This is a genomic window from Sphingomonas sp. GW821-FHT03E12 (assembly GCF_059420685.1).
The window spans coordinates 497,933-520,532 of sequence record NZ_JBWKUF010000001.1 but is presented as its reverse complement, the minus strand read 5'-3'; the positions used below and the strand labels follow the sequence as shown (position 1 = coordinate 520,532).

Here is a 22,600-nt window from a genome sequence, read left to right as displayed (position 1 = left end):
GGTGGTAAACGGTTACACGCCGCCGCCAAGCGCGACGGGCGGGGTTGCCCCCGGCCCGTATCGTCTACGCTTTTCAAGAAATGGTGCGGTCGAGAAGACTCGAACTTCCACGGGCTTTCGCCCACAACGACCTCAACGTTGCGCGTCTACCAGTTCCGCCACGACCGCACTGATTTCGTCCACCGGATGAACCCGGTGGCTGGTAAGGCAGCGGCCCCTAGCAAAGCGTTTCGGGGCATGCAACCTCCCTTTCTGCTTTGTTGTCACGTCGCGACGATTGGCGGTTCCGGCCCGCATGCGCCCCACCCGGCCACCCACGAGCGTAACCTGATTGGGTGGCCGGGCGGGGAGCGGGCCGGAACCGCTTCCGCGAACGCGGAACAAGCGCTAAGCCCGCCGGCCCATGTACCTGCCAGCCGACATCCGCGCCGAGATGCGCCGCATCCTCGCGCTGGCCTGGCCGGTGGTGCTGACGGCGCTCACCTGGACGATCATGCACGTCACCGACGTGATCGTGGTCGGGCTGGTCAGCACGCATGAGGTGGCGGCGCTCGGCGCCAGCCGGACATTGACCTTTATCGGCATCGTCGTCGCGCTGGGCTGGCTCACCGGCGTGCTGGTCTTCTCGTCGCGCGCCGACGGGGCGAAGGATCTGCCCGCGACCGGCGCGGTGCTGCGGCAGGGGCTGGTGCTTGGTTTCCTGCTGGGACTGGTCAGCGGCGGGACGCTGTTCGCCTTTGCCTTGCCGATGCTGCAGGGCGTCGGCGTCGATCCCGCGATCGCGCCGGACGCCGCGCGCGTCGTGCGGGTCATGGCGCTCGGCTATCCGTTCCAGCTGCTGCTCGTCGCTGCGACCTTCTTCCTCGAAGGTGTCAGCCGCCCGAAACGGGTGATGGTGGTCGATGTGGCGATCCTGCCGATCAACGGCGTGCTCGCCTGGGTCCTGGCCACCGGCCAGTTCGGCCTGCCGGCTATGGGTGCGGTGGGCGCAGCCGCAGCGACGGTGACGGCGACGCTGATCGGGGCGGTGGCGATGATCGTCGCCGCGCTGACGCTGCCGCGGGCGCGCGAGCGCGGGGTGCGCGACTGGCGCGACTTCGGGTCGCCCGCGATGTGGCGCGGCGTCTGGGTGCTGCTCGGCTTCGGCTTCGTCCCGGCGATCGCCTCGGGGCTGGAGCTTGCCGGCTTCTCGATCCTGATCGCACTGTCGACCCAGCTCGGGGAGACGGTGACGCACGCCTTCCAGATCGTCTTCTCGGTGCATAACGTCACCTTCGCTTTTGCGCTGGGCCTTGGTTCGGCTGCCGGCGTGCGTGCGGGCAACGCGGTGGGTGAGGGGATTCCGGCCGAGGCCGGCGGGCGAACCGCGATCGCCGCCGGGCTCGCGGCGATGACGCTCGGACTGCTCGCGCTCCCCTTGATCTTTGTGCCCCAGCTGATCGTCGGAGGATTCCCGGCGAGCGCTGCGGTCGCCGCTGCCGCGATCGTGATGCTGCCGCTCTGGGGGCCGTTCATCCTGTTCGACGGGATTCAGGTCGTGTTCGTCTACGCGCTCCGTTCGCTGGGCGATCAGGTGGCGGCGGGGTTCAACGGGATCGCCGCCTTCTTCCTGCTCACCGGCGGGATCGGGCTTTGGACGGTCCATGCCGGCTGGGGCGCCAAGGGATTGGTCGCGGCATCGGCATCGGGAATGGTCGCGGCCGCGCTGCTCAACGGCGGCCGCCTGTGGTGGGTTACTCGGCGGCTTCGCCTGAAAAGCTGAGCTGGATCGTCTTGCCGGTGGCCGGAACGTCGAGCTTGCCGCTGTTGAACTCGAGGCTCCCGCCCGGCGGCAGCGCGCGCGGCTCGGGGGTGATCGTCCAGTTGTAGACGACCGTATTGTTGCCGTCGCGCAGCTCGGCGAGGATGTTGGGCACCCGCTGCCGTTCCTTGGTGGGGTTCATCACCTGCCCGCTTACCACGAACAGCTCGCCGCCGTTGAGCCGCGGTTTGCGCTCGACCGAGCGCGCGGTGAAGATCAGCGGGGTCCGTGCCTCGCCGACCGGGAGGCCAAACTGCGCGGCGATGCCGGGTGCGCCGGTGTAGAGGATCGCCGCGGCGCCAAGCAGCATGGAGGTGCCGGCGATCAGGGCCGCGGCCGTCCAGCGCCGCTCCGGGTTCCTGCGCGGCTTGAAGGGCGGCTCATGGGCAAAGGGATCGAACTTGTGCTCAGGCTCCGCAGCGCGAGCCGGAGCTGGCGGCGGCGGAGGGGGTGGCGGTGGTGCCGAATAGGCATCGGCGCGGATCACGCCGGGGGCGGGTGCGGCGGCAGGAACGTCGGCGGGGGCCTGATGCCAGCTATGCCGGCAGCTCGCACAGCGCACGGTGCGTCCCTCCGGCCCGATCGCACTGTCGGGAACCAGATAGCGGGTACGGCACTCGGGACATTCCAGGATCATCGCGGCACGTCTTGCTAGGGTACTGGGCGCGGAGATCGCCAATCCCGAATCTAAACACCTCCCGACTCGGCTTGGCAAGGCCCAAGAAGCCGGGGCGAGTGCCACCGCTTGAGCCTGCATCGCGCCTGTGCGATGGCTGCGGCCTTCGGGGCAGTTATTATTTCAGGAGCGGCCGGGCGCCGGCATGGCCAATATCGTCCAGTTCGAGAATGTCGGCCTGCGCTACGGGACCGGGGCAGAGACGCTGAGTGACGTCAGCTTCACGCTCAGTGCCGGCTCCTTCTATTTCGTCACCGGCGCATCGGGTGCGGGCAAGACGTCGCTGCTCAAACTTCTCTATCTTGCTCAGCGGCCGACGCGGGGCATCGTGCGGCTGTTCGGCGAGGATGCGGGCGCCCTGCCGCGGAAGCGTCTTCCGGGTTTCCGCCGCCGCATCGGGGTGGTGTTCCAGGACTTCCGTTTGCTCCCGCACCTTTCGGCCTATGACAATGTTGCGCTGCCGCTGCGTGTCGCGGGTATTCCCGAGGCCGATATCGAAGGGCCGGTGCGTGAGATGATCGCCTGGGTGGGGCTCAAGGATCGCGATTCCGCCAAGCCGCCGACGCTGTCGGGCGGCGAGCAGCAGCGGATCGCGATCGCGCGCGCGGTCATCACCCGGCCCGAGATCCTGATCGCCGACGAGCCGACCGGCAACGTCGATCCCGACATGGCCGAGCGCCTGCTGCATTTGTTCGATTCGCTGAACCGGCTCGGCACCACCGTGGTGGTCGCGACGCATGACTTCCAGCTGATCAGCCGGATTCCCGATGCGCGGATGATGCGGATCGAAAAGGGGCGGCTCAACGACCCGACAGGTGCGCTCCGCTATCCGCCGGGGCAGGCGCCGGCATGACCCCGTTCCTGCGCGATAAGCCAGAAAGCCGCCTGCTCGACGAGAGCCGCCGGACCCGCGGCATGCTGTGGGTGATGGCGATCATGCTGTTCCTGACGGTGCTCGCCGCGGCCCTGGGGCTGGGCATGGCGAGCGCGAGCCGCACGCTCGACCGTCAGCTTGCCGGGCGTCTCACCATTCAGCTGGTCGAGGGGGATGCTGCGCGGCGTGATGCGAGCGCAAAGGCGATCGTCCAGCGCGTCCGCGCGTTGCCCGGCGTCACCCGCGTGGCGGAGGTCGATCGTGCGCGGCTCGCGGCGCTGCTGGAACCCTGGCTGGGCGAGGCGGGGCTGGACGCGGATCTGCCGATGCCCGCGATGATCGATGTCGATCTGGCCTCGGGCGATCCGGCAGCGGTTGAACGGGTACGCGGAGCGGCGCGTGCGATCGCGCCCGCCGCGCAGATCGACCGGCACGCGCAATGGCTCTCGCCGGTCAGCGCATTCCTCAACACGATCACCTGGTTCGCCGTCGCGCTGGTGGTGCTGATGGCAACCGCGACGACGATCGTCGTGCTGCTCACTGCGCGCGGCGGGCTCGATACGCATCGCGATACCATTGCGGTACTTCACATGCTCGGGTCGACCGACATGCAGGTCGCCAGGCTGTTTCAGCGGCGGATCGCGCTCGATACGCTGCTCGGCGGGCTGCTCGGCACCGCCGCCGCGCTGGCAATGGTCTGGCTGCTCGGCCAGCAAGCGGCGGGGCTGGGGTCGGAACTGCTCGGCGGCGTTGCGCTCGTCCCGCTCGATTGGCTGCCGCTGCTGGCTCTCCCGCTGGTCTTTGCGCTGATGGCGCTCCTCGCCGCACGCGTCGCGGTGCTGGGAACGCTGGGGAAGACACTGTGATGCGCGTGATCTGGCGCATGCTCGCCTTGTGCGGGCTTGCCTGGGCGCTGGGCTTCGCGCTGTTCATGCTCTCGCTCGGCAAGCCGCTCGATCCGGGGATCAAGACCGATGCGGTTGTGGTTCCGACGGGCGGCGCCGGCCGCATCCCGCGCGGCATCGCGCTGCTCCAGGCCGGATCGGCCAAGCGGATGCTGATCACGGGGACCGACCCCATGGTGCGCCCGATCGAGCTCGCGGTCGCGCATCGCGCGCCGCCTTCGCTGTTCCGGTGCTGCATCGACCTGGGGCATGAGGCGGTCGATACCCGCTCCAATGCCGACGAGACCGCGGGCTGGGTGCGCAAGCACGGCTACAAGTCGGTGCGGCTGGTCACCGCAGACTGGCATGTGCCGCGCGCGAAGCTCGAGCTCGGCAATGCGCTGGGCGGCGAGGTGGAGATCCGGGGCGACGGGGTGCGCACCAATGCGCGCTTCACCACGCTGCTGCGCGAATATCACAAATATCTGGTCCGCCGGATCGCGCTGTTGTTCGGGATCGGCAATGGCTGACCGGCTGCGCAGCATCGCCTTTGCGATCTTCTTCTATGGCCTGTCGGTGCCGATCGTGCTGGCGACGCCGGTGGTGGCGCTGTTCGGAACCCGGGCTCTGCGCCCCTATTGCATGGGATGGGCGCGGCTCGGCGTCTGGTCGGCGCGGCATATCCTGGGCATTCGTATCGCGGTCGAAGGCGAGCGCGCCGCAGGTCCGGCGCTCTACCCCGCCAAGCATCAGGCGATGTTCGAGACGATGGCGGTCGCGGCGATGCTGGATGCGCCGGCGATCGTGATGAAGCGCGAGCTTGCGCGGATCCCCGTCTGGGGCTGGGCGGCGCGCCGCTATGGCGTCATCGTCGTCGATCGCGCCGCCAACGCCAAGGCGCTGCGCCAGATGATGCGCGAGGCGAAGGCGGCGTTGGCCGAGGGCCGGTCGGTACTGATCTTCCCTGAAGGAACCCGCGTCGCGCCGGGCGAAACGCCGCCGATCCGCTCGGGCTTTGCGGGACTCTATCGCGCACTCGGTCTTCCGGTCGTGCCGGTGGCGCTGGACAGCGGGCGGTTCTGGCCGCGGCGCGGGCCGAAACGGCCCGGCACGGTGACGGTCCGCTTCGGTGCGCCGATCGCTCCGGGGCTGGAGCGGGCGGAGGTCGAGGCGCAGGTCCATCGGGGAATTAACGCACTCGAGCCCTGAACCGGGCCGATATTCAAGGGAGACGGATGATGATCGGATTGCTCAAGCTTCCCGTCCTGATCGCCGCGATCGGCGCCTTTATCATCGGCGGGGTTTTCTACGGTTTCTCGACCTTCATCATGCAGGCGCTGGGGCGCGTGCCGGGGCCGGAAGGTATCCGCGCGATGCAGGCGATCAACATCACCGTCATCAACCCGTTCTTCCTCGGCATCTTCATCGGCACCGCGTTGCTGCTGCTCGGGCTGGCGGTCGTCGCCGGGCTCAATTTCGGACAGCCGGGCGCGGTCCATGTGCTTGCCGGTGCCGCGCTCTACGTCCTGGGCTGTTTCGCGGTGACGATGGTGTGCAACGTGCCCCTCAACAACGCGCTTGCCGCGGTCGATCCGGCGAGTACCGACGGCGCTGCGCTATGGGCGCGCTATCTGCGCGACTGGGTGTTTTGGAACCATGTCCGCACCGCCGCCTCGCTTGCCGGAGCGGTCGTGCTGGTGCTCGGCTGGAGCCAGTCGCGCTAGGGTTGCTTCCGCTTCGCTGAAACGGCACCAGCCCGCTCCCCCACCCGGCCACCCATAGAATACACTGGCGTTGGGTGGCCGGGTGGGGGAGCGGGCTGGTGCCGCAACCAATTCAATCCGCCGCGCTGCGATTCCCCGCCTTCAGGCTCTCCGCCAGCAGGCCATTGGCCTCGGCGATGAACTGGCGGGTGATTTCCTCGGCATAGGGGTTGAGGTTCTGGATCGCGAAGAACAGCTCCTTGCTGTCGTCGCGGATCAGCCCGCACAGCTCCAGCAGATGCTGGTAGCTGTTGGTCTTCAGCTCCTCGTCCGGGATGCGGATATTGACCAGCGCCCGCCCGATCAGATGGGTCAGCGCCTGGACATAGGCCATCTCGCGGTCATGTTCCTCGGCGGTGGTGATCGAGACGGCAAGGCCGAGGCTGCGCCCGAATTCGGCGACCTTGTGATGCCGCTCGCCACGTACCGCACACACGACCAGGGGCTGCCCCTCCAGCCCGTTGCGGGCGCTCTGCGGCCCGAACAGCGGGTGGGTCGCGACGATGTCGACGCTTTCGGGCAGCGCTTCGAGCATCCAGCGTGCGGGCAGCATCTTGACCGATGCGACGTCGAGCACGAGCGCACCCGGCCGCACCAGCGGCGCGATCGCGGCGATCGTCGCCGCCATCGCCTGTACCGGGACCGCGAGCATCACCACGTCGCAGTCAGCGGTGTCCGCCAGCGTGCCGGTCGCGACGCCAATTGCTGCCGCGGCCTCGCCGACATCCGCCATATCGGTCACGACGACGCTGAAATGATCGCGCAGATGCTTCGCCGCGAGCTGCCCGAACCGGCCGAAGCCGATGATTCCGAAGCGCTTCATCCCGCGGTCGCGGGCTGTTGCGTCTCCGCCACCAGCTTGTTCAGGATCGCCGCGACCGCGCGCGTCTCATCTTCGGTGCCGATGGTGATGCGCAGGCCATGGGGCAGGCCCTGGCCGGGCAGCCAGCGGACGATATAGCCCTCGTCCATCAGCCCCTTGTAGGCCGCCTCGGCGGTCAGCGCGCCTTCGAACAGCACCAGCACGAAATTCGCCTGGCTCGGCACGGCGCGCAGGCCGGCATTGCCGAGCTTGGCGATCTCGTCCGCGAACCAGCGGCGCCACTGCGCATTGTGGCTGCGGGTATGCGCGACGAATTCGTCGTCGTGCAGCGCGGCGATCGCCGCTGCGGTGCCCGCGATGGTGATGCTGAAGGGCAGGCGGATGCGGTGCATCGCCTCGATCACCTCGGCCGAGCCATAGCCCCAGCCGATCCGCTCGGCGGCAAGGCCGTAGAGCTTGGAGAAGGTGCGCGTGACCAGCACGTTGGGCTGGGTCTTCGCCAGTTCCATGCCGCCATCGTCGATCTCGCCCTCGATATACTCGGCATAGGCATGGTCGAGCACCAGCAGGATGTCGGGGCGCAGGCCGGCGTGCAGCCGGGCGATTTCCTCGCGGCTGGCATAGGTGCCGGTCGGGTTGTTGGGGTTGGCGACGAACACGACCCGCGTCTTGTCGGTGACGCTGGCAAGGATCGAATCGACATCGGTCGCATAGTCGGCATCGGCAGCGACCACCGGGGTCGCACCGACTCGCTTGGTTGCGATCGGATACACGGTGAAGCCGTAATTGACGTAGATGATCTCGTCACCCGGCCCGGCGAATGCGCCCGCGGCGAGGTGAAGCACCTCGTCCGATCCGTTGCCATAGATGATCCGTGCGGCGTCGAGCCCGTGCAGCTCGGCCAGCGCCTCGCGCAGCTCGACTGCGCTCGCATCGGGATAGCGCTCGAGACTGTTCGCAGCGGTCGCGAATGCGGCGCGTGCCTTCTCCGAGGTGCCGAGCGGATTCTCGTTGGACGAGAGCTTGATCGCCTTGCGGCCGTCATCGGTCTTGGACTTGCCCGGCACATAGGGGGCGATGTCCATGATCCAGGGCTTGGGCTGCGGCTTTGAAACGAGTGCGTTCATGGCGCGCGCGATGGCCGATGCGGGTAAGAATGGCAAGGTTTGCGAAATTGCTCTGTGCTAAGCCCCGCTTCGAACAGGGGACGATGGATGCGGGGAAGCGACACGCTGTGGCGGGCATTGCAGCTGGCACGGCGGCAGGATCTGGCGGCGCGGGGCAAGGCGGCGCCGCGTGTCGGTCATGGCGGAATCGGCCGCCGCGCGCTGCTTCAGGGGATGGCGGCGAGCGGCGTCGCGGCGGGGCTTCCTGCGCCTGCGCTTGCATTGCCGACTTCGGGCCGGGTGGCGATCGTCGGCGGCGGAATCGCCGGACTCTCGGCGCTGCATCATCTGACGAGGGCGGGTATCGACGCCCGGCTGTACGAGGCGCGCAACCGCCTCGGCGGGCGCATGTACACCCAGCGCACTGCCGAAGGGCAGCTGTTCGAGGCGGGGGGCCAGCTCGTCAACACCGACCATGCCGACATGCACGCGCTCGCAAAGGAATTCGCGGTGCCGCTGGTCGACCGCAAGTCCGGCCCGCATCACTCGGTGATCCTCGCGGACGGTGCGGTCGCGTCGCAGGCCGAGCTTGCCCGGCTTCTGGCCCCGCTCGCTGCACGGATCGCGCGCGACTCGGAGGCGGTGGATGCCAGCCCCCGTGCCGCAGCGGCGATCGACCGGCTCTCGGTCGCGGAGTATCTCGACCGTCATGCGGCGCTGATCCGCGATCCGCGTGTCCGTGCGCTGATCGAATCGAGCATCCGCACCGAATATGGTTCGGAGCCCGACAAGGCTTCGGCGCTCCAGCTCATCTTCAACCTGCCCACGGTCAAGGGCGAGCATGTCGAGGTGCTGGCGGGCAGCGACGAACGCTATGTCATCGCCGGTGGATCGGGCCGGCTCGCAGGCGCGATCGCCGGCGCGCATCGCGACCGGATCGAGACCGGTCGGCGTCTGCAGGCGATCCGGGAGACCGGAAGCGGCGTCCGGCTCGAATTCCTCGATGGCACGCACGTCACGGCCGATATGGTGATCGTTGCCGTCCCTGCGCCGATCCTGCGCCAGATCGATTTCGCCGTTCCGCTCCCGGCGCGCTGGAGGGAGTTCGTGCGCGAGGCCGACCTTGGCCGGAACGAAAAGGTGCAGGTCACCGCCTCGACGACGCCCTGGGCCGATGTGCTCGGCACGGGCGGCGAGCTCTGGAACACCGCATCGCCCTTTGCACTGGGCTGGGACGGGACGCTTCAGGGGATCGAGGGCGGCAAGCCTGTGTGGAACTGGTTCCTCGGCGGCGATCAGGTCGCGGCGGCCGCTGCCGGGCCCGAGGCGCTCGCCGCCGCCTTTGCGCAGCGCACCGAGTCCGCCGTGCCCGGGATAGCGGCGGCAGTGGCAGGCGGCATGGTTCGCCGCACCAACTGGTGCAAGGATGCGCTGACGCTCGGCGCCTATACCAACAGCGCGCCCGGTCAGCTTACCCGCTTCGGCGGTCTGTTCTGGATCGAATCGGACGATGCTGCCGAGCGGCAACAGGCAGTGGCCGGCCGGCTGATCTTTGCGGGCGAACATGTCTCGGATGCATGGGTCGGCTTCATGAACGGCGGCGCGCAGACCGGGCGGCTGGCGGCGCAGGCGGTGATTGCCGCACGTGCACGCCGTTCCAGATAATTGGAGCGCCGCTTGAACGCTGGCCTTCGCGTCCCTAGTCAGACCCGCATGTCAGACGACCAGCGTTTCGGCCTTTCGCGCCATATTACCCTGCCCGGGCCGCTCCGGCTCGACGGTGGCGCGTTGCTGTCGCCGGTCGAGATCGCGTACGAGACCTATGGAACGCTCGCACCCGATGGCGGCAATGCGATCCTGCTCTGCCATGCGCTGACCGGCGACCAGCATGTCGCCTCACCGCATCCGGTGACGGGCAAGCCGGGCTGGTGGACGCGGATGGTGGGGCCGGGCAAGCCGGTCGATCCCGAACGCCACTTCATCGTCTGCGCCAATGTGCTGGGCAGCTGCATGGGCAGCTCGGGCCCCGCCACGGTCAATCCGGCGACGGGCAAGCCCTGGGGCATGGAGTTCCCGGTCATCACCATCCGCGACATGGTCCGCGCGCAGGCGATGCTGCTCGATCATCTCGGCGTCGGGCGGCTGAAGGCGGTGGTCGGCGGGTCGATGGGCGGGATGCAGGCGCTGAGCTGGCCCGCGACCTTTCCCGATCGCGTCGAAGCCGTGGTGGTGATCGCTTCCACAGCGCGGCATTCGGCGCAGAACATCGCCTTCCATGAGGTCGGTCGTCAGGCGGTGATGGCCGACCCGCGCTGGAACGGCGGCGCCTATTATGACGGCGAGCCGCCCGCAGCCGGCCTAGCGGTCGCGCGCATGGCGGCGCACATCACCTATCTGTCCGAAGCGGGCCTGACCGAGAAGTTCGGGCGGCGGCTTCAGGCGCGGGAAGCCAAGTCGTTCGGCTTCGATGCCGACTTTCAGATCGAAAGCTATTTGCGCCATCAGGGCCTGTCGTTCGTCGACCGGTTCGACGCCAATGCCTATCTCTACATCACCCGCGCGATGGATTATTTCGATCTCGCCGAGGAGCATGGCGGCCTGCTCGCCAATGCCTTTCGCGAGACCAAGGCGCGCTTCTGCCTGGTCAGCTTCGACACCGACTGGCTCTATCCGACGCGCGATTCGCGTGCGATCGTCCATGCGCTCAACGCCGCAGGCGCACCGGTCAGCTTCGTCGAATTGTCCTCGCCTTTCGGCCACGACGCCTTCCTGCTCGAGGCGCCCGAATTGAACCGCGTGGTCGACGGTTTCCTGAAGGCCGGGCGATGACGTCGGGCTACGACATCAGTCTCGATCCGGCGCGGCTTCAGCTCGACGTGATCCACGGCTTCATCGCCCAGAGCTATTGGGCGCGGGGTATGCCGCGTGAAACACTGGCGCGCGCAATCGCCAATTCGATCTGCGTCGGCGCCTATCGTGACGGGGTGCAGGTGGGTTTCGCGCGCGTCGTCACCGATCGCGCCACCTTCGCCTATCTCGCCGATGTGTTCGTTTTGCCCGATCATGGCGGCAAGGGACTGGCGAAGCAGATGGTGCAGGCACTCCACAATCATGCCGAGCTGCAGGGTCTGCGCCGCTGGATGCTGGCAACCCATGATGCGCATGGCGTCTATGCAGCGCTCGGCTGGCAGCCGATCGCCCAGCCGGAGTTGTTCATGCAGCGCCACGATCCCGACGTGTACCAGCGGGGTGCGGCATGACCGCGCTTCGTCCCGATCTAGCAATCATCGCCGCCAATGTCGCACCGGGCAGCCGCGTGCTCGATGTCGGCTGCGGCGACGGCGCGCTGATGGCGGCTTTGCGTGACGATCGCCAGTGCGATGCGCGCGGGCTCGAGATTGATCCGGTCAATGTCGCGACCGCGGTGTCGCGCGGACTCTCGGTGATTCAGGGTGACGCCGATCGCGACCTTGCCGATTATCCCGACGCCAGCTTCGACTATGCGATCCTCAGTCAGACGCTGCAGACGACGATGTACCCGCATCTCGTGCTCGATCACCTGCTGCGCATCGGTGGCCAGGCCTTCGTCTCCTTCCCGAACTTCGCGCATTGGCGCGTGCGCGTGTCGCTGCTGTGGGGCGGGCGGATGCCGGTGACGCGGCTGCTGCCCGTCGCCTGGTACGAGACGCCCAACATCCACCACGTCACCGTCGACGATTTCCGCGCCTATGTCCGGGAGCGCGGGATCACGCTGGAACAGGCGTGGTTCCTGTCGGGCGACCAGCGCACCAGCGCCGCCGCTGCCAATTTCCGCGCCGAGCACGCCGTGTTTCTTCTCCGAAGGTAGCTTCTTCGGCTCACGCCGAAGCGGCGCCGGCCCGCTCCTCCACCCGGCCACCCAACGCCAGTGTATTCTATGGGTGGCCGGGTGGGGGAGCAGGCCGGCGCCGCAACTCCAAGCAAGAACGTGACGCGGGCGGTTTCGCCCGTTACCACTCCCGCCTGACAACAGGGTCAGGGAGTTTTCGGATGCGTCACTCGGTCGCCGGCGTTCTCGCCGCGCTTTTCGTTCTCGGGCAGGCACAGGCGCAGGACAAGCCCGCCGAAAAGCCCAAATGGGACGTCAATGCGCCGCAAGGCGCGACGCTGAAACAGGCGAAGATCGAAACCGACGAAGGCACCTGGATCGATGTCGATGTCTCGCCCGACGGCCGCACGATCGCCTTCACCCTGCTCGGCGATATCTACACCATGCCGATCGCCGGGGGCACGCCGACCCGGATCGCGGAGGGGCTGGCCTGGGAAGTCCATCCGCGCTTCTCGCCTGATGGCCGCCGCATCGCCTTCACCTCGGACCGCGGCGGCGGCGACAATATCTGGATCATGAACGCCGATGGCAGCGACAAGACCCAGCTGACCAAGGAAGATTTCCGCCTACTGAACCAGCCGAGCTGGTCGCCCGACGGCCAGTATATCGTCGCCAAGAAGCACTTCACCACCGGCCGCTCGCTCGGCACGGGCGAGGTGTGGCTCTACCATGTCTCGGGCGGCAGCGGCGTCAAGCTGGTCAAGCGCGCCAATGAACGGGTGCAGAAGGAACTGGGCGAGCCGGTCTATGCCGCCGACGGCAAGTCGGTCTTCTTCACGCGCAACATCACGCCGGGCCCGATCTTCGAGTACGCGCAGGATTCGAACACCAACCTGTTCAACATCGAACGCTATGATCTCGAAAGCGGCGAGACCACGACCGCGGTTTCCGGGCTTGGCGGCTCGGTGCGCCCGACACCCTCGCCCGACGGCAAGAAGATCGCCTTCGTCCGGCGCGAGGCGACGCGCTCGAAGCTCTATGTCCGCGACCTCGCCTCGGGCGAGGAGCGCAAGATTTACGACGCGCTTGACCAGGACGTGCAGGAAACCTGGGCGGTCACCGGCGTCTATCCGAACATGGACTGGACGCCCGACAGCAAGTCGATCGTGTTCTGGGCGCATGGCAAGATCCGCCGCGTCGATGCCGACGGATCGAACGCGGCCGTCATCCCCTTCCGCGTTGCCGACAGCCGTACGGTCGCCACCGCCTCGCACCCGCAGATCGAGGTTGCGCCCGCCGCGTTCACGACGAAGATGACGCGCTTCGCATCGGTCTCGCCCGACGGCCGCAACGTCGTGTTCGAGACGATGGGCAAGCTCTGGATCCGCCCGGTTTCCGGTGGCGCACCGAAGCGTCTGACCGGCCTTGCCGAGGATGCAGGGGTCGAGCTCTATCCAAGCTGGTCGCGCGATGGCCGCTCGATCGTCTTCGTCGAGTGGAGCGACGCCAAGCTCGGCCGCATCCGCACCGTGTCCGCCAGCGGCGGTGCGGCAAAGGACGTCACCACCCAGCCCGGCCTTTTCTCGCGCCCGCAATTCTCGCCCGATGGCCGGACGATCGTGTTCGAAAAGGCGGCAGGTGGCGGCCTCACCGCGCCGGTCTGGTCGAACGATCCCGGCGTCTATCGCGTCGCGGCCACGGGCGGCGCGCCCGAACTGGTTGCGCGCGGCATGGCGCGGCCGCAGTTCGGCGCGTCGAGCGATCGCCTCTTCATGACCAGCCCCGGCGAGAACAAGCTTGAGCTCGTCTCGACAGACCTGAACGGCGAAGGCAAGCGCGTCCATGCCAGCGGCGAGCTTGCCAACGACTATATCGTCGCGCCCGACGGCAAGAGCATCGCCTTCCGCCAGAATTATCAGGTGTTCGCGATGCCGCTGATGCCCGGCGGCCAGGAAGTCTCGGTCGGGCCCAAGGCCGACGCGCTCCCTGTGGTCCGCGTCAGCACCGACGGTGCCGACTATATCCACTGGTCGGGCGACGGATCGCGTCTCCACTGGAGCATGGGGCCGACGCTCTACACCGCCGATCGCACCGGCTTCTTCGCCAGCGCGCCTGGCGCCAAGCCCAACGTGACTCCGCGCACCACCTCGCTTGCGGTCGAGGTGAAGGCGGCGAAGCCTTCGGGTCGTGTCGCGCTCACCGGTGCGCGCGTCGTCACGATGGCAGGCTCTGGGGCGAGCACCGATGGCGGGATCATCGACAATGCGACGATCGTGATCGAGGGTGACCGGATCGTCCAGGTCGCGCCGACGGCGTCGATCCAGCTGCCTGCGGGCACCAAGACGATCGACGTCACCGGCAAGACGATCATCCCCGGCCTCGTCGATGCCCATGCCCATGGTCCGTACGGCACCGACGATCTGGTGCCGCAACAGAACTGGTCGCTGATCCAGAATCTCGCGCTCGGCACCACCACGATCCATGATCCGTCGAGCCAGGCGAGCCTCGTCTTCGCCGCGCAGCAGATGCAGCGCGCGGGCAAGATCCTGGGGCCCCGCATCTTCTCCACCGGCGAGATCGTCTACGGCGCCAAGAACGCCGACGTCTATGCCGAGATCAACAGCTACGAGGATGCGCTCGCCCATGTCCGCCGCCTCAAGGCGCAGGGCGGCCATTCGGTGAAGAATTACAACCAGCCGCGCCGCGAACAGCGCCAGATGGTCGTGGCGGCGGCGCGTGCCGAAGGGATGCAGGTGGTCGCCGAGGGCGGGTCGCTGTTCGGCATGGACATGAACCTGATCGCCGACGGCAATTCGACGCTCGAGCATAATGTCCCCGCCGACATCTTCTACAAGGACGTGCTGCAGCTGTTCGGACAGGGCGACACCAACTACACGCCGACCCTGGTGGTCAGCTATGGCGGCCTCGCCGGCGACCCCTATTGGCGGCAGGCGACCGATGTGTGGAAGAACCCGCTGATGGTCCACACGCCGCCCGCGCGGCTGCGCTCGGACACGATGCGCGTGACCAAGGCGCCCGAGGACAATTTCGTCGACGATGACAATGCGCGCGAAGCGAAGAAGGTCGCGGCGACGGGCAAGCTGGTCGCGATCGGTGCGCACGGGCAGCAGGCCGGCATCGGCTCGCACTGGGAATTGTGGTCGTTCGTGCGCGGCGGCATGACCCCGGTCGAGGCGCTGCGCGCGGGCACGATCGATTCGGCGAAATCCCTGGGCTTTGCCAAGGACATCGGCTCGATCGAGGCGGGCAAGCTCGCCGATCTGGTCGTGCTCGACGCCGATCCCACCGCCGACATCCATAATAGCGACAAGATCAGCCGGGTGATGCTGGGCGGCCGCCTTTACGATGCCAAGACGATGAACGAGGTCGAGACCGGAACCGCGAAGCGTCTGCCCTATTGGTGGGAGTAAAGGCGCCGATGGTCCGGGTATCGCATGCCCGGACCACTTTACCCATTCTGGTCAACCCCTCCGACAAATGCAATTGACAACGTAGTCATAAACAGCTTCTCTAGACGCGTGTCAGGAGATGTTAAAAGCTCCAACGACATTGTAACCGGTTACATTCGTCGATCCCAATCGATCGGACCGGTGTTTAGGGGAGCAGATTGATGACGGATTTCCGTAGCAAACGTTCGATTCTCGTCCGTGGCGTTTCGGCGGGCGCCTTTGCCGCCGCACTGATGGTCAGCTCATCGGCCTTCGCGCAGACAACTTCCGCGATGCGCGGCCATGTCGAAGGTGCCTCGGCCGGCACCACCGTCACCATCACCGACAGCAACACCGGGCAGACGGTTACGGCGACGGTCGATGCCAATGGCAATTATTTCGTTCCCGGTCTGCGTCCCGGCACCTATCGCGTCGAGGCGGCGGGCATCGAGGCGGAAACCGTCGTCGTTCCGGTCGGCCAGACCGTCGTCTATGACATCGCGCCTCCGGACGCCGCTGCCCCGGGCAGCGCCGAAGTGATCGTTACCGGCCGCCGCGGCCGCAACGAGGTGCGCACGGCGACGGTCACCACCAACGTCTCGCCCCAGCAGATCGAGAATCTACCGCAGAACGACCGCAACTTCCTGAACTTCGCGGCCCTGGCGCCGGGCGTGTCGGTGTCGCCGCCGGGCAGCAACCGGCAGGTGCAGGCGGGCGCGGTGAGCCCCGACCAGACCAACGTGTTCATCGACGGGCTCAGCATGAAGAACCCGATCAACCATGGCGGCCTGTCGGGTCAGAATTTCTCGGAGGGCAACCCCTTCCCGCAGCTCGCGATCCAGGAATTCGCGGTCAATACGCAGAACTTCAAGGCCGAGTATGAGCAGGCCGGCTCGGCGATCATCACCGCAGTGACCAAGACGGGCGGGCAGCAGCTGCACGGCACGCTGTTCGCCGAATGGCAGCCCAAGGCGTTCTTCGGCCAGCCCTATTTCGACCGGCCCGGCAAGGCCAATAATCGCGACGGCACGCGGGAGAAGCCGGACTATAACCGCTGGCAATATGGCGCCGATCTGGGCGGTCCGATCATCAAGGACGTGCTGCATTTCTACGGCGCGTTCGAAGCGACCGACAAGACCAAGCCGTCGGGCAATGTCGACCTGCGCTCGCCGGTGCCTGCGAACCTGATCTCGCAATATAACGGCAGCTATCCGCTCGATTTCAATCAGAAGCTCTATTTCGGCAAGCTGACGCTGTTCGCCTCGTCACAGGATACGATCAACCTCTCTGCGTTCATCCGCGACGAATCCAATATCGGCGGCGTCGGCGGCACGTCGGTGCCCAGCCATGGCGGCCCGATCAACAACAAGGTCAAGAACTTCCAGCTCGACTGGAGCCATCGCGGCGACAGCTGGCTCAACGAATTCTTCCTGTCGTACAGCACCGTCGAGAACGGCGCGCGGCGTGGAAGCGCCGGGCCCGAGATCATCCTGTCGGCCGGTCCCGACTATGGCACCGTCGCGGCGCTCGGTGCGGGCAGTTTCGAGCAGAACGACTCCCAGAAATCGTGGACGATCAAGAACAACGTCACTTTCTATGGCGGCGCGCACACCATCAAGGCGGGCGCCAAGGTCGCGATCAACAAGTATGAGCGGCTCGAGGACAATCGCAGCAACGGCGGCTATTTCTTCAACGCCACGGGCTTCACCGGTTTCGACAGCAGCACGCCCTATGGCGCCCGCATCAACGTCCAGCCGTTCGAACCGGGGCGCGCGGACAACACCCAGATCGGCCTGTTCGTTCAGGACGACTGGACCATCGACGATCACTGGACCGTCAACCTCGGTCTGCGCTGGGATTTCGAGACCAACGCCAAGAACGAGAATTTCGTGACGCCGGATAACGTCGCGACCGCACTGCGGAATTATCCCGGCTGGAAGGCCGCCGGCATCAATCCCGAGGACTATATCTCGACCGGCAAGAATCGCGATCCGTTCTGGGGTGCGTTCCAGCCGCGTATCGGCATCAGCTATGACGTGAATGGCGATCGCGACCTGGTCTTCTTCGCCGGTGCCGGGCGCTATTATGACCGCCCGCTGTTCATCACCTCGGGGATCGAGACGATCAAGAACCGGCACGAACGCGTCGTGCAGGCCAATTTCTGCACCGAGGGCGGAACCGGCGGCATCGCCAATTGCGCGACGCTGCGCGCCGGCAATGGCGGCAATCTTCCGGCCGGCACGCTGGTGTGGAACCCCGCGTTCCGCAACGTCGATACGCTGCGTTCGGCGGCGGCCGGGCTGGGCACGGGCGGCGACATCTGGCTGCTCAACAACAAGACCAAGCTGCCCTATTCGGATCAGTTCAACATCGGCGTGCGCAAGCGGTTCGGCGAGATCCAGACCGCGATCACCTATTCGCACATCCGCAGCCACAACATCTTCCGCTTCGTGCGCGGCAACCGTTTCTCGAACGGTTGGTATACGCGCCTCCTGCAATATGACGGCGCCGGCAACGTGATCGGCTGTACCAATGGCGGCAATGCCTGGATCCAGGACAATTTCCCCGACGTCGACTATGCCGCGTGCGCGGCGAAGCAGGGCGATCTGGCCGGGTTCAACGGCAAGCTCAACATCGGCGACAACAGCGGCAAGGCGGTCTACAACGCGATCTACCTGACCGCCGAGAAGCCGTTCACCGCCAATTCGCGCTGGGGCTTCTCCGCCGCGCTCACCGTGCAGTTCGCCCGCACCAACGTGGCGCAGGAACTCGCCAATAATGACGAGTTCTACAATGGCGCGTCGGTTGATGCCTATGGCTGGGGCTGGGTGCAGGGGGTCGAGAAATACCGTTTCGTCGGCACCGGCATCTTCCGCGGCCCGCTCGATACGGTGATCTCGGGCACGCTGACGATGAGCTCGGGCCCGGCGTTCGGCAATGTCATCTTCGGCCTGCCCAACCAGCCGCAGGAGGCGTGCTGCTATGGCAATATGGGCGGCGTGTTCTTCCCCGATACGATCCTGGGCTATGAGACGCTCGACCTGCGCATCGCGAAGAACTTCAAGATGCCCTGGGGCCATGATCTCGAGGCCAGCTTCGCGGCGTTCAACGTCTTCGATACGGTCAACCGCAACTATTCGTCCTGGGGCGCGGGCAGCGGCGTCAACCCGTCCTTCCGCGAGAACGGCACGGTCGGCAACGCACGCAGCTTCCAGGCGGGCCTCAAATACAAGTTCTGATCTTCGGATCGGGGTGTACAAGGGAGGGAGCCAAGGCTTCCTCCCTTTTTTCTACGGGCCAGGAGAGATGGGGTGAAACCCGAGCTGCACCGTTTCGGCCATTGCCAGCAGCCGGTCGTCACCGTCGATGGGATCACCGGCGACCCTGCCGCCGCGGTGGCGATCGCCGCGCGCCTTGCGCCGTTTCCGCTGAGCCAGACCTATTATCCCGGCCTGCGCCGGCTGGTGACCGAGTCCGATGCCGAGGCCCATGATTATGCCGGCCGCCTGCTCGAATCCGCGGCGCCCTATATTGGCGGCGCGTTCGGTGCTGACAGTTTCGAGCTGCTCGAGACGAGCTTCTCGATGGTCACCGTGCCGCCAGCTGCGCTTGGCGCGCCACAGCGTATCCCGCATTTCGATTCGCCCGATCCGGATATCGTCGCGGTGCTTCACTATCTCACCGACGCGCCGGGCAGCGGGACCGCCTTCTATCGCCAGCGCAGTACCGGGATCGAGCTGGTGACCGAGGATAATCGCGTGGCGTTCATCGCCGCCGCCAAGATCGAGAGCGAGCAGCTCACCGGCTACATCAACACCAGCAATGCGCATTTCGACCAGATCGGCCGGGTCGCGGCGGTGCCCGACCGGCTCGTCATCTACCGCGGCGCGCTGCTCCATTCGGGGGTCATCCCATCGGGGCTGAAGCTCAGCGCCGATCCGCGTCAGGGCCGGCTCACCGCCAATCTGTTCATCCGCATCCATTGAGGACCCGACCGATGCTCAAGCATGCTGTTGCGCTCACCGCGCTGATCGCCGCCGGCGCGTCGGGCGCGCAGCCGGGCAAGCGCACCTATGCCAACCCGATCGACATCGATTACCGCTACAATTTCGAGCAGGTGAACGAGGGCATCTCGTATCGCACCGGTGCCGATCCGGTGATCGTGCGGCACAAGGGTGCCTATTATCTCTTCCAGACGCTGGCGGACGGTTATTGGCGCTCGACCAATCTGGTGGACTGGACCTTCATCACGCCGAGCCGCTGGGAGAATGACAGCTTCGTCGCACCCGCCGCCTGGTCGGACGGCGAACGGCTCTACCTCATGCCCTCGATGATGGAGCCGGGCGCGATCTACGTCTCCGACGCGCCCGAAACCGGCAAGCTCGACTATTTCGTCCGGCGCATGCCGCGCCTGCCGGGACAGGTGCGCCCGGGCGAAGAGGAGAAGATGAAGCCCGGCGAGATCCCGCCCGGCCCGTGGGATCCGGCGCTGTTCCTCGACGATGACGGCAAATGGTATCTCTACTGGAACTCGTCCAACGTCTTCCCGCTCTATGGGCTCGAGATCGAATTCAGGGACGGCAAGCTCATCTACAAGGGCCCGGCCAAAGAGATGTTCAGGCTCCATCCCGATCAGCATGGCTGGGAGCGGTTCGGGCAGGATCATTCGGGCGGCCTGCCCGATGGCACCCCGATCAAGCCCTTCATGGAAGGTGCCTGGATGACCAAGGTCGGCGGCACCTATTATCTCCAGTATGGCGCGCCGGGCACCGAGTATAACGCCTATGCCAACGGCACCTACACGTCCAAGTCGCCGCTCGGCCCCTGGACCTACGCCCCGTGGAACCCGGTCGCCTACAAGCCCGGCGGTTTCGTCGAGGGTGCGGGGCACGGCTCGACCTTCGAGGACAATCACGGCAACTGGTGGAACACCGGTACACCCTGGCTCGGCGCCAACTGGACCTTCGAACGCCGCATCAACCTGTTCCCGGCGCGGTTCGAGACGGACGGGCAGATGTGGTCCTCGTCGCGCTTCGGCGACTTCCCGCACTGGGCGCCGGAAGGGAAGGTCGATGACATCGAATCGCTCTTCACCGGCTGGATGCTGCTCTCCTACCGCAAGCCGCTCACCGCATCCTCGACGCTCGGCGAATATGCGCCGAGCCGCGCCGCGGACGAGAATCCCCGGACCTTCTGGGTCGCGGGCAGCAAGCAACCGGGCGAGACGCTGACGATGGACCTCGGCGCCGCGAAGACCGTCCGCGCGATCCAGGTCAATTTCGCCGACTACAAGGCCGGCCGCTTCGCCGACGCGCCCGACATCTACACCGAATTCCGGATCGAGGGTTCGGCGGATGGCAAGAACTGGTCGAAGATCGTCGAGACCGAGGGCCCGCGCCGCGACCGTCCCAACGCCTATCTCGAGCTCAAGGCGCCCGCCAAGGTCCGCTATGTCCGCTATGTCCACGGCCATATCGGCGGCGCACATCTCGCGATCAACGATCTGCGCGTGTTCGGCAACGCCGATGGCGCTGCACCCGCCATCCCCGCCGGTGTCACCGCGATTCGCGACAAGGACGAACGCAACGCGCGCGTCACCTGGCGCAAGGTGCCCGGCGCGACCGGCTACAACGTGATGTGGGGTGTGCGGCCTGATCGGCTGACCCTGACCTATCAGGTCTTCGCCGATGAGCTGGGCGCGGACGCGAAGCTCGATATCCGGGCGCTCAACCTCGGCGTCGGCTATTATGCCGCGGTCGAGGCGTTCAACGAGACCGGCGTGTCGAAGCGCAGCAAGCCGGTGCGGGTACGATAGTTAGCTCCTCCCCGGTACGGGGAGGGGGACCGCCGAAGGCGGTGGAGGGGCCGCCCCGCAGAGGGCGGTGCGCGCGGCAAGGGACACCGCCCTCTGCGGGGCGGCCCCTCCGTCGTCGCTGCGCGCCGCCACCTCCCCTGAAGGGGAGGAACAGGTTCTACCCCGCCAGCCAGCCGCCGGTGAACCCGGCCGCTTCCAGCCCGCGGCGAATGACCTTCGATCCGCGCATCACGCGCCATATGAAATCGCTGCGGTAATTCTCTGCCTGTAGCAGGATCGGGCCCTGGTCGATGCCGATATAGTCGGTGTCGATCCAGCCATGCTTGCCGTTGATCCGGCCATTGGCGAGCGGCTTGTCGGTCCAGGTGAAGCTCGGGTTGAACGAATCGAGGAAGCCATATTGGCTGTACAGCCCCGGCCATTTGCGCAGCGCGTCCGCGGCCGGGATCACGATCTCGGGCGCAAAGGGCAAAGATCCCAGTGCCGCGGTCGGCGCAAGCGTGCCGTCGTCATATTCGTCGGGCTGGCCCAGCGGCCCGCGTGCCGAATAGGCGCGGAACGTCGCTGTCCGGCCCTTGAAGGGAAGGTCGTAGCCGCCCGGCCCGTCGCAGGCGGTCAGCCCCCAGATATCCTTGGAATAGCCGGTCCAGCCCATCGGGTTGGCGATGGCATAGGCGCGCTGGGCATAGGTGGCGCGGCGGCTATTCTCGAAATAGTCGAGCCCCGCCTCGCGCATCGGCTTGTCGTGGATGCCGCGGAAATCGACCCAGACATGGCTGTAGTGGTGACCGAACATCGGCGCGAAGGCGAGATGGCGGGTCTCGCCCGTTCCGCGCCAGCATTGCGCATATTTGGCGGTCCACACGTCCCAGCTGTTCGCCGGCACCGGATGCGTCGGCGAAGCGAGCGCGAGGATGTAGACGCACATCCCTTCATTATAGCCCTGCCAGCTCGCCGGGATCAGGCCGCTCTCGGGGTGCCAGCCCATCGAGACCGGCGCGCGCCCGTCGCTGCGGAAGAAATTCCAGTCGGCCCGCGCATAGATGTCGTGCGCCAGCTTGCGGATTTCGGCCTCGACAGCGTTGTCGGCGTTGAAATATTCGGCCGCGAACAGGATGCCCATGAACAGCAGCGTCGTGTCGACGCTCGACAGTTCGTTGGTGCGGAACCGGTGCCCGGTCTCCATGTCGATGAAGTGGTAGAAGAAGCCCTTGTATCCGGCGGTGCCGCTCGGCTCGGGACCCTGCGGCGCGGTCCAGAAGAAGCGCAGCGTGGTGCGTGTCAGCTCGGCGGCTTCGGCGCGCGTCACCCAGCCGCGCTCGACCCCGACCGGATAGGCGGTGAGCGCATAGCCCACCGACGCGATCGAGCAGAAGGATTTGCTCGGCCAGCGGTCGGGCACCAGCCCGTTCTTGCGGTTCGCCGTCTGCCAGAAGAAGTCGAAGGTGCGCTTCTCGAGATCGGCGTACCAGCCGGGCAGCGCCGGTTTGGCGGGTTCGGCCAGCAGCGGACGCGCACAGGCCGGGGTCAGCGCGGCGGCACCCAGCGCGGGCGCGGCGAGCAGGGACCGGCGGGTGATCGGGAAACGCATCATACTATCC

Annotated in this window: 18 protein-coding genes and 1 tRNA gene; 14 read left to right on the top strand and 5 right to left on the bottom strand. The window is 66.6% G+C overall.

Features of this window, described 5'->3' with window-relative positions; genetic code table 11:
- Positions 1–81: 81 nt before the first annotated feature.
- Positions 82–168 (bottom strand) — tRNA-Leu (locus AC07TU_RS02405).
- 235 nt (positions 169–403) lie between these two features.
- On the opposite strand from AC07TU_RS02405, the gene AC07TU_RS02400 reads away from it, so the two are divergent.
- Positions 404–1,762: an MATE family efflux transporter gene (locus tag AC07TU_RS02400; protein WP_495186316.1), complete on the top strand. Its 1,359-nt coding sequence runs from the start codon at positions 404–406 to the stop codon at positions 1,760–1,762.
- Here AC07TU_RS02400 and AC07TU_RS02395 read toward each other — a convergent pair.
- Positions 1,734–2,438, bottom strand: a complete 705-nt coding sequence (locus AC07TU_RS02395; RefSeq protein WP_495186315.1) for a zinc-ribbon domain-containing protein — start codon at positions 2,436–2,438, stop codon at positions 1,734–1,736. The two genes, AC07TU_RS02400 and AC07TU_RS02395, sit on opposite strands and share 29 nt — an antisense overlap.
- A 184-nt stretch (positions 2,439–2,622) precedes the next feature.
- On the opposite strand from AC07TU_RS02395, the gene ftsE reads away from it, so the two are divergent.
- The 5 genes from ftsE to AC07TU_RS02370 are packed head-to-tail and all read left to right on the top strand — an operon-like array spanning position 2,623 to position 5,959.
- A complete protein-coding gene (gene ftsE / locus AC07TU_RS02390) occupies positions 2,623–3,330 on the top strand; it encodes a cell division ATP-binding protein FtsE (RefSeq protein WP_495186314.1) in 708 nt (235 codons plus the stop codon).
- A complete protein-coding gene (locus AC07TU_RS02385; protein WP_495186313.1) occupies positions 3,327–4,217 on the top strand; it encodes a cell division protein FtsX in 891 nt (296 codons plus the stop codon). The genes ftsE and AC07TU_RS02385 overlap by 4 nt, the downstream gene beginning before the upstream one ends.
- Positions 4,218–4,222: 5 nt before the next feature.
- Positions 4,223–4,765 (top strand): YdcF family protein, encoded by a 543-nt coding sequence (locus tag AC07TU_RS02380; RefSeq protein WP_495186879.1) that lies wholly within the window; start codon positions 4,223–4,225, stop codon positions 4,763–4,765.
- Positions 4,758–5,444: a lysophospholipid acyltransferase family protein gene (locus AC07TU_RS02375; protein WP_495186312.1), complete on the top strand. Its 687-nt coding sequence runs from the start codon at positions 4,758–4,760 to the stop codon at positions 5,442–5,444. The genes AC07TU_RS02380 and AC07TU_RS02375 overlap by 8 nt, the downstream gene beginning before the upstream one ends.
- Before the next feature lie 29 nt (positions 5,445–5,473).
- Positions 5,474–5,959, top strand: coding sequence for an anthrone oxygenase family protein (locus tag AC07TU_RS02370; RefSeq protein ID WP_495186311.1), 486 nt, complete (start codon positions 5,474–5,476; stop codon positions 5,957–5,959).
- 112 nt (positions 5,960–6,071) lie between these two features.
- Here the strand turns inward: AC07TU_RS02370 and AC07TU_RS02365 are convergent, their stop codons facing one another.
- Together AC07TU_RS02365 and hisC are read right to left on the bottom strand one after the other, a co-directional pair.
- Positions 6,072–6,821, bottom strand: a complete 750-nt coding sequence (locus tag AC07TU_RS02365) for a prephenate dehydrogenase/arogenate dehydrogenase family protein (protein WP_495186310.1) — start codon at positions 6,819–6,821, stop codon at positions 6,072–6,074.
- Positions 6,818–7,948, bottom strand: coding sequence for a histidinol-phosphate transaminase (hisC, locus tag AC07TU_RS02360; RefSeq protein WP_495186309.1), 1,131 nt, complete (start codon positions 7,946–7,948; stop codon positions 6,818–6,820). Before hisC ends, AC07TU_RS02365 begins: the two co-directional genes overlap by 4 nt.
- Positions 7,949–8,035: 87 nt before the next feature.
- On the opposite strand from hisC, the gene AC07TU_RS02355 reads away from it, so the two are divergent.
- The 8 genes from AC07TU_RS02355 to AC07TU_RS02320 all read left to right on the top strand — a co-directional run bounded on the left by AC07TU_RS02355 (position 8,036) and on the right by AC07TU_RS02320 (position 20,999).
- Entirely contained in the window at positions 8,036–9,592 is a 1,557-nt protein-coding gene (locus tag AC07TU_RS02355) for a flavin monoamine oxidase family protein (protein WP_495186308.1), read from the top strand.
- 48 nt (positions 9,593–9,640) lie between these two features.
- Positions 9,641–10,756, top strand: coding sequence for a homoserine O-acetyltransferase MetX (metX, locus tag AC07TU_RS02350; RefSeq protein WP_495186307.1), 1,116 nt, complete (start codon positions 9,641–9,643; stop codon positions 10,754–10,756).
- A complete protein-coding gene (locus tag AC07TU_RS02345; protein WP_495186306.1) occupies positions 10,753–11,187 on the top strand; it encodes a GNAT family N-acetyltransferase in 435 nt (144 codons plus the stop codon). The genes metX and AC07TU_RS02345 overlap by 4 nt, the downstream gene beginning before the upstream one ends.
- Entirely contained in the window at positions 11,184–11,774 is a 591-nt protein-coding gene (gene metW, locus AC07TU_RS02340) for a methionine biosynthesis protein MetW (protein ID WP_495186305.1), read from the top strand. Before AC07TU_RS02345 ends, metW begins: the two co-directional genes overlap by 4 nt.
- A 182-nt stretch (positions 11,775–11,956) precedes the next feature.
- On the top strand, positions 11,957–15,166 hold the full coding sequence (locus tag AC07TU_RS02335) for an amidohydrolase family protein (RefSeq protein ID WP_495186304.1): 3,210 nt from the start codon (positions 11,957–11,959) through the stop codon (positions 15,164–15,166).
- Between the two features lie 200 nt (positions 15,167–15,366).
- Positions 15,367–18,423, top strand: a complete 3,057-nt coding sequence (locus AC07TU_RS02330) for a TonB-dependent receptor (RefSeq protein ID WP_495186303.1) — start codon at positions 15,367–15,369, stop codon at positions 18,421–18,423.
- A 72-nt stretch (positions 18,424–18,495) separates the two neighbouring features.
- Positions 18,496–19,170 (top strand): DUF6445 family protein, encoded by a 675-nt coding sequence (locus tag AC07TU_RS02325; protein ID WP_495186302.1) that lies wholly within the window; start codon positions 18,496–18,498, stop codon positions 19,168–19,170.
- Positions 19,171–19,181: 11 nt separating this feature from the next.
- Positions 19,182–20,999, top strand: coding sequence for a family 43 glycosylhydrolase (locus AC07TU_RS02320; RefSeq protein WP_495186301.1), 1,818 nt, complete (start codon positions 19,182–19,184; stop codon positions 20,997–20,999).
- A 157-nt stretch (positions 21,000–21,156) separates the two neighbouring features.
- On the opposite strand, the gene AC07TU_RS02315 is transcribed toward AC07TU_RS02320, so the two are convergent.
- Positions 21,157–22,590, bottom strand: coding sequence for a glucoamylase family protein (locus tag AC07TU_RS02315; protein WP_495186878.1), 1,434 nt, complete (start codon positions 22,588–22,590; stop codon positions 21,157–21,159).
- Positions 22,591–22,600: the final 10 nt, after the last annotated feature.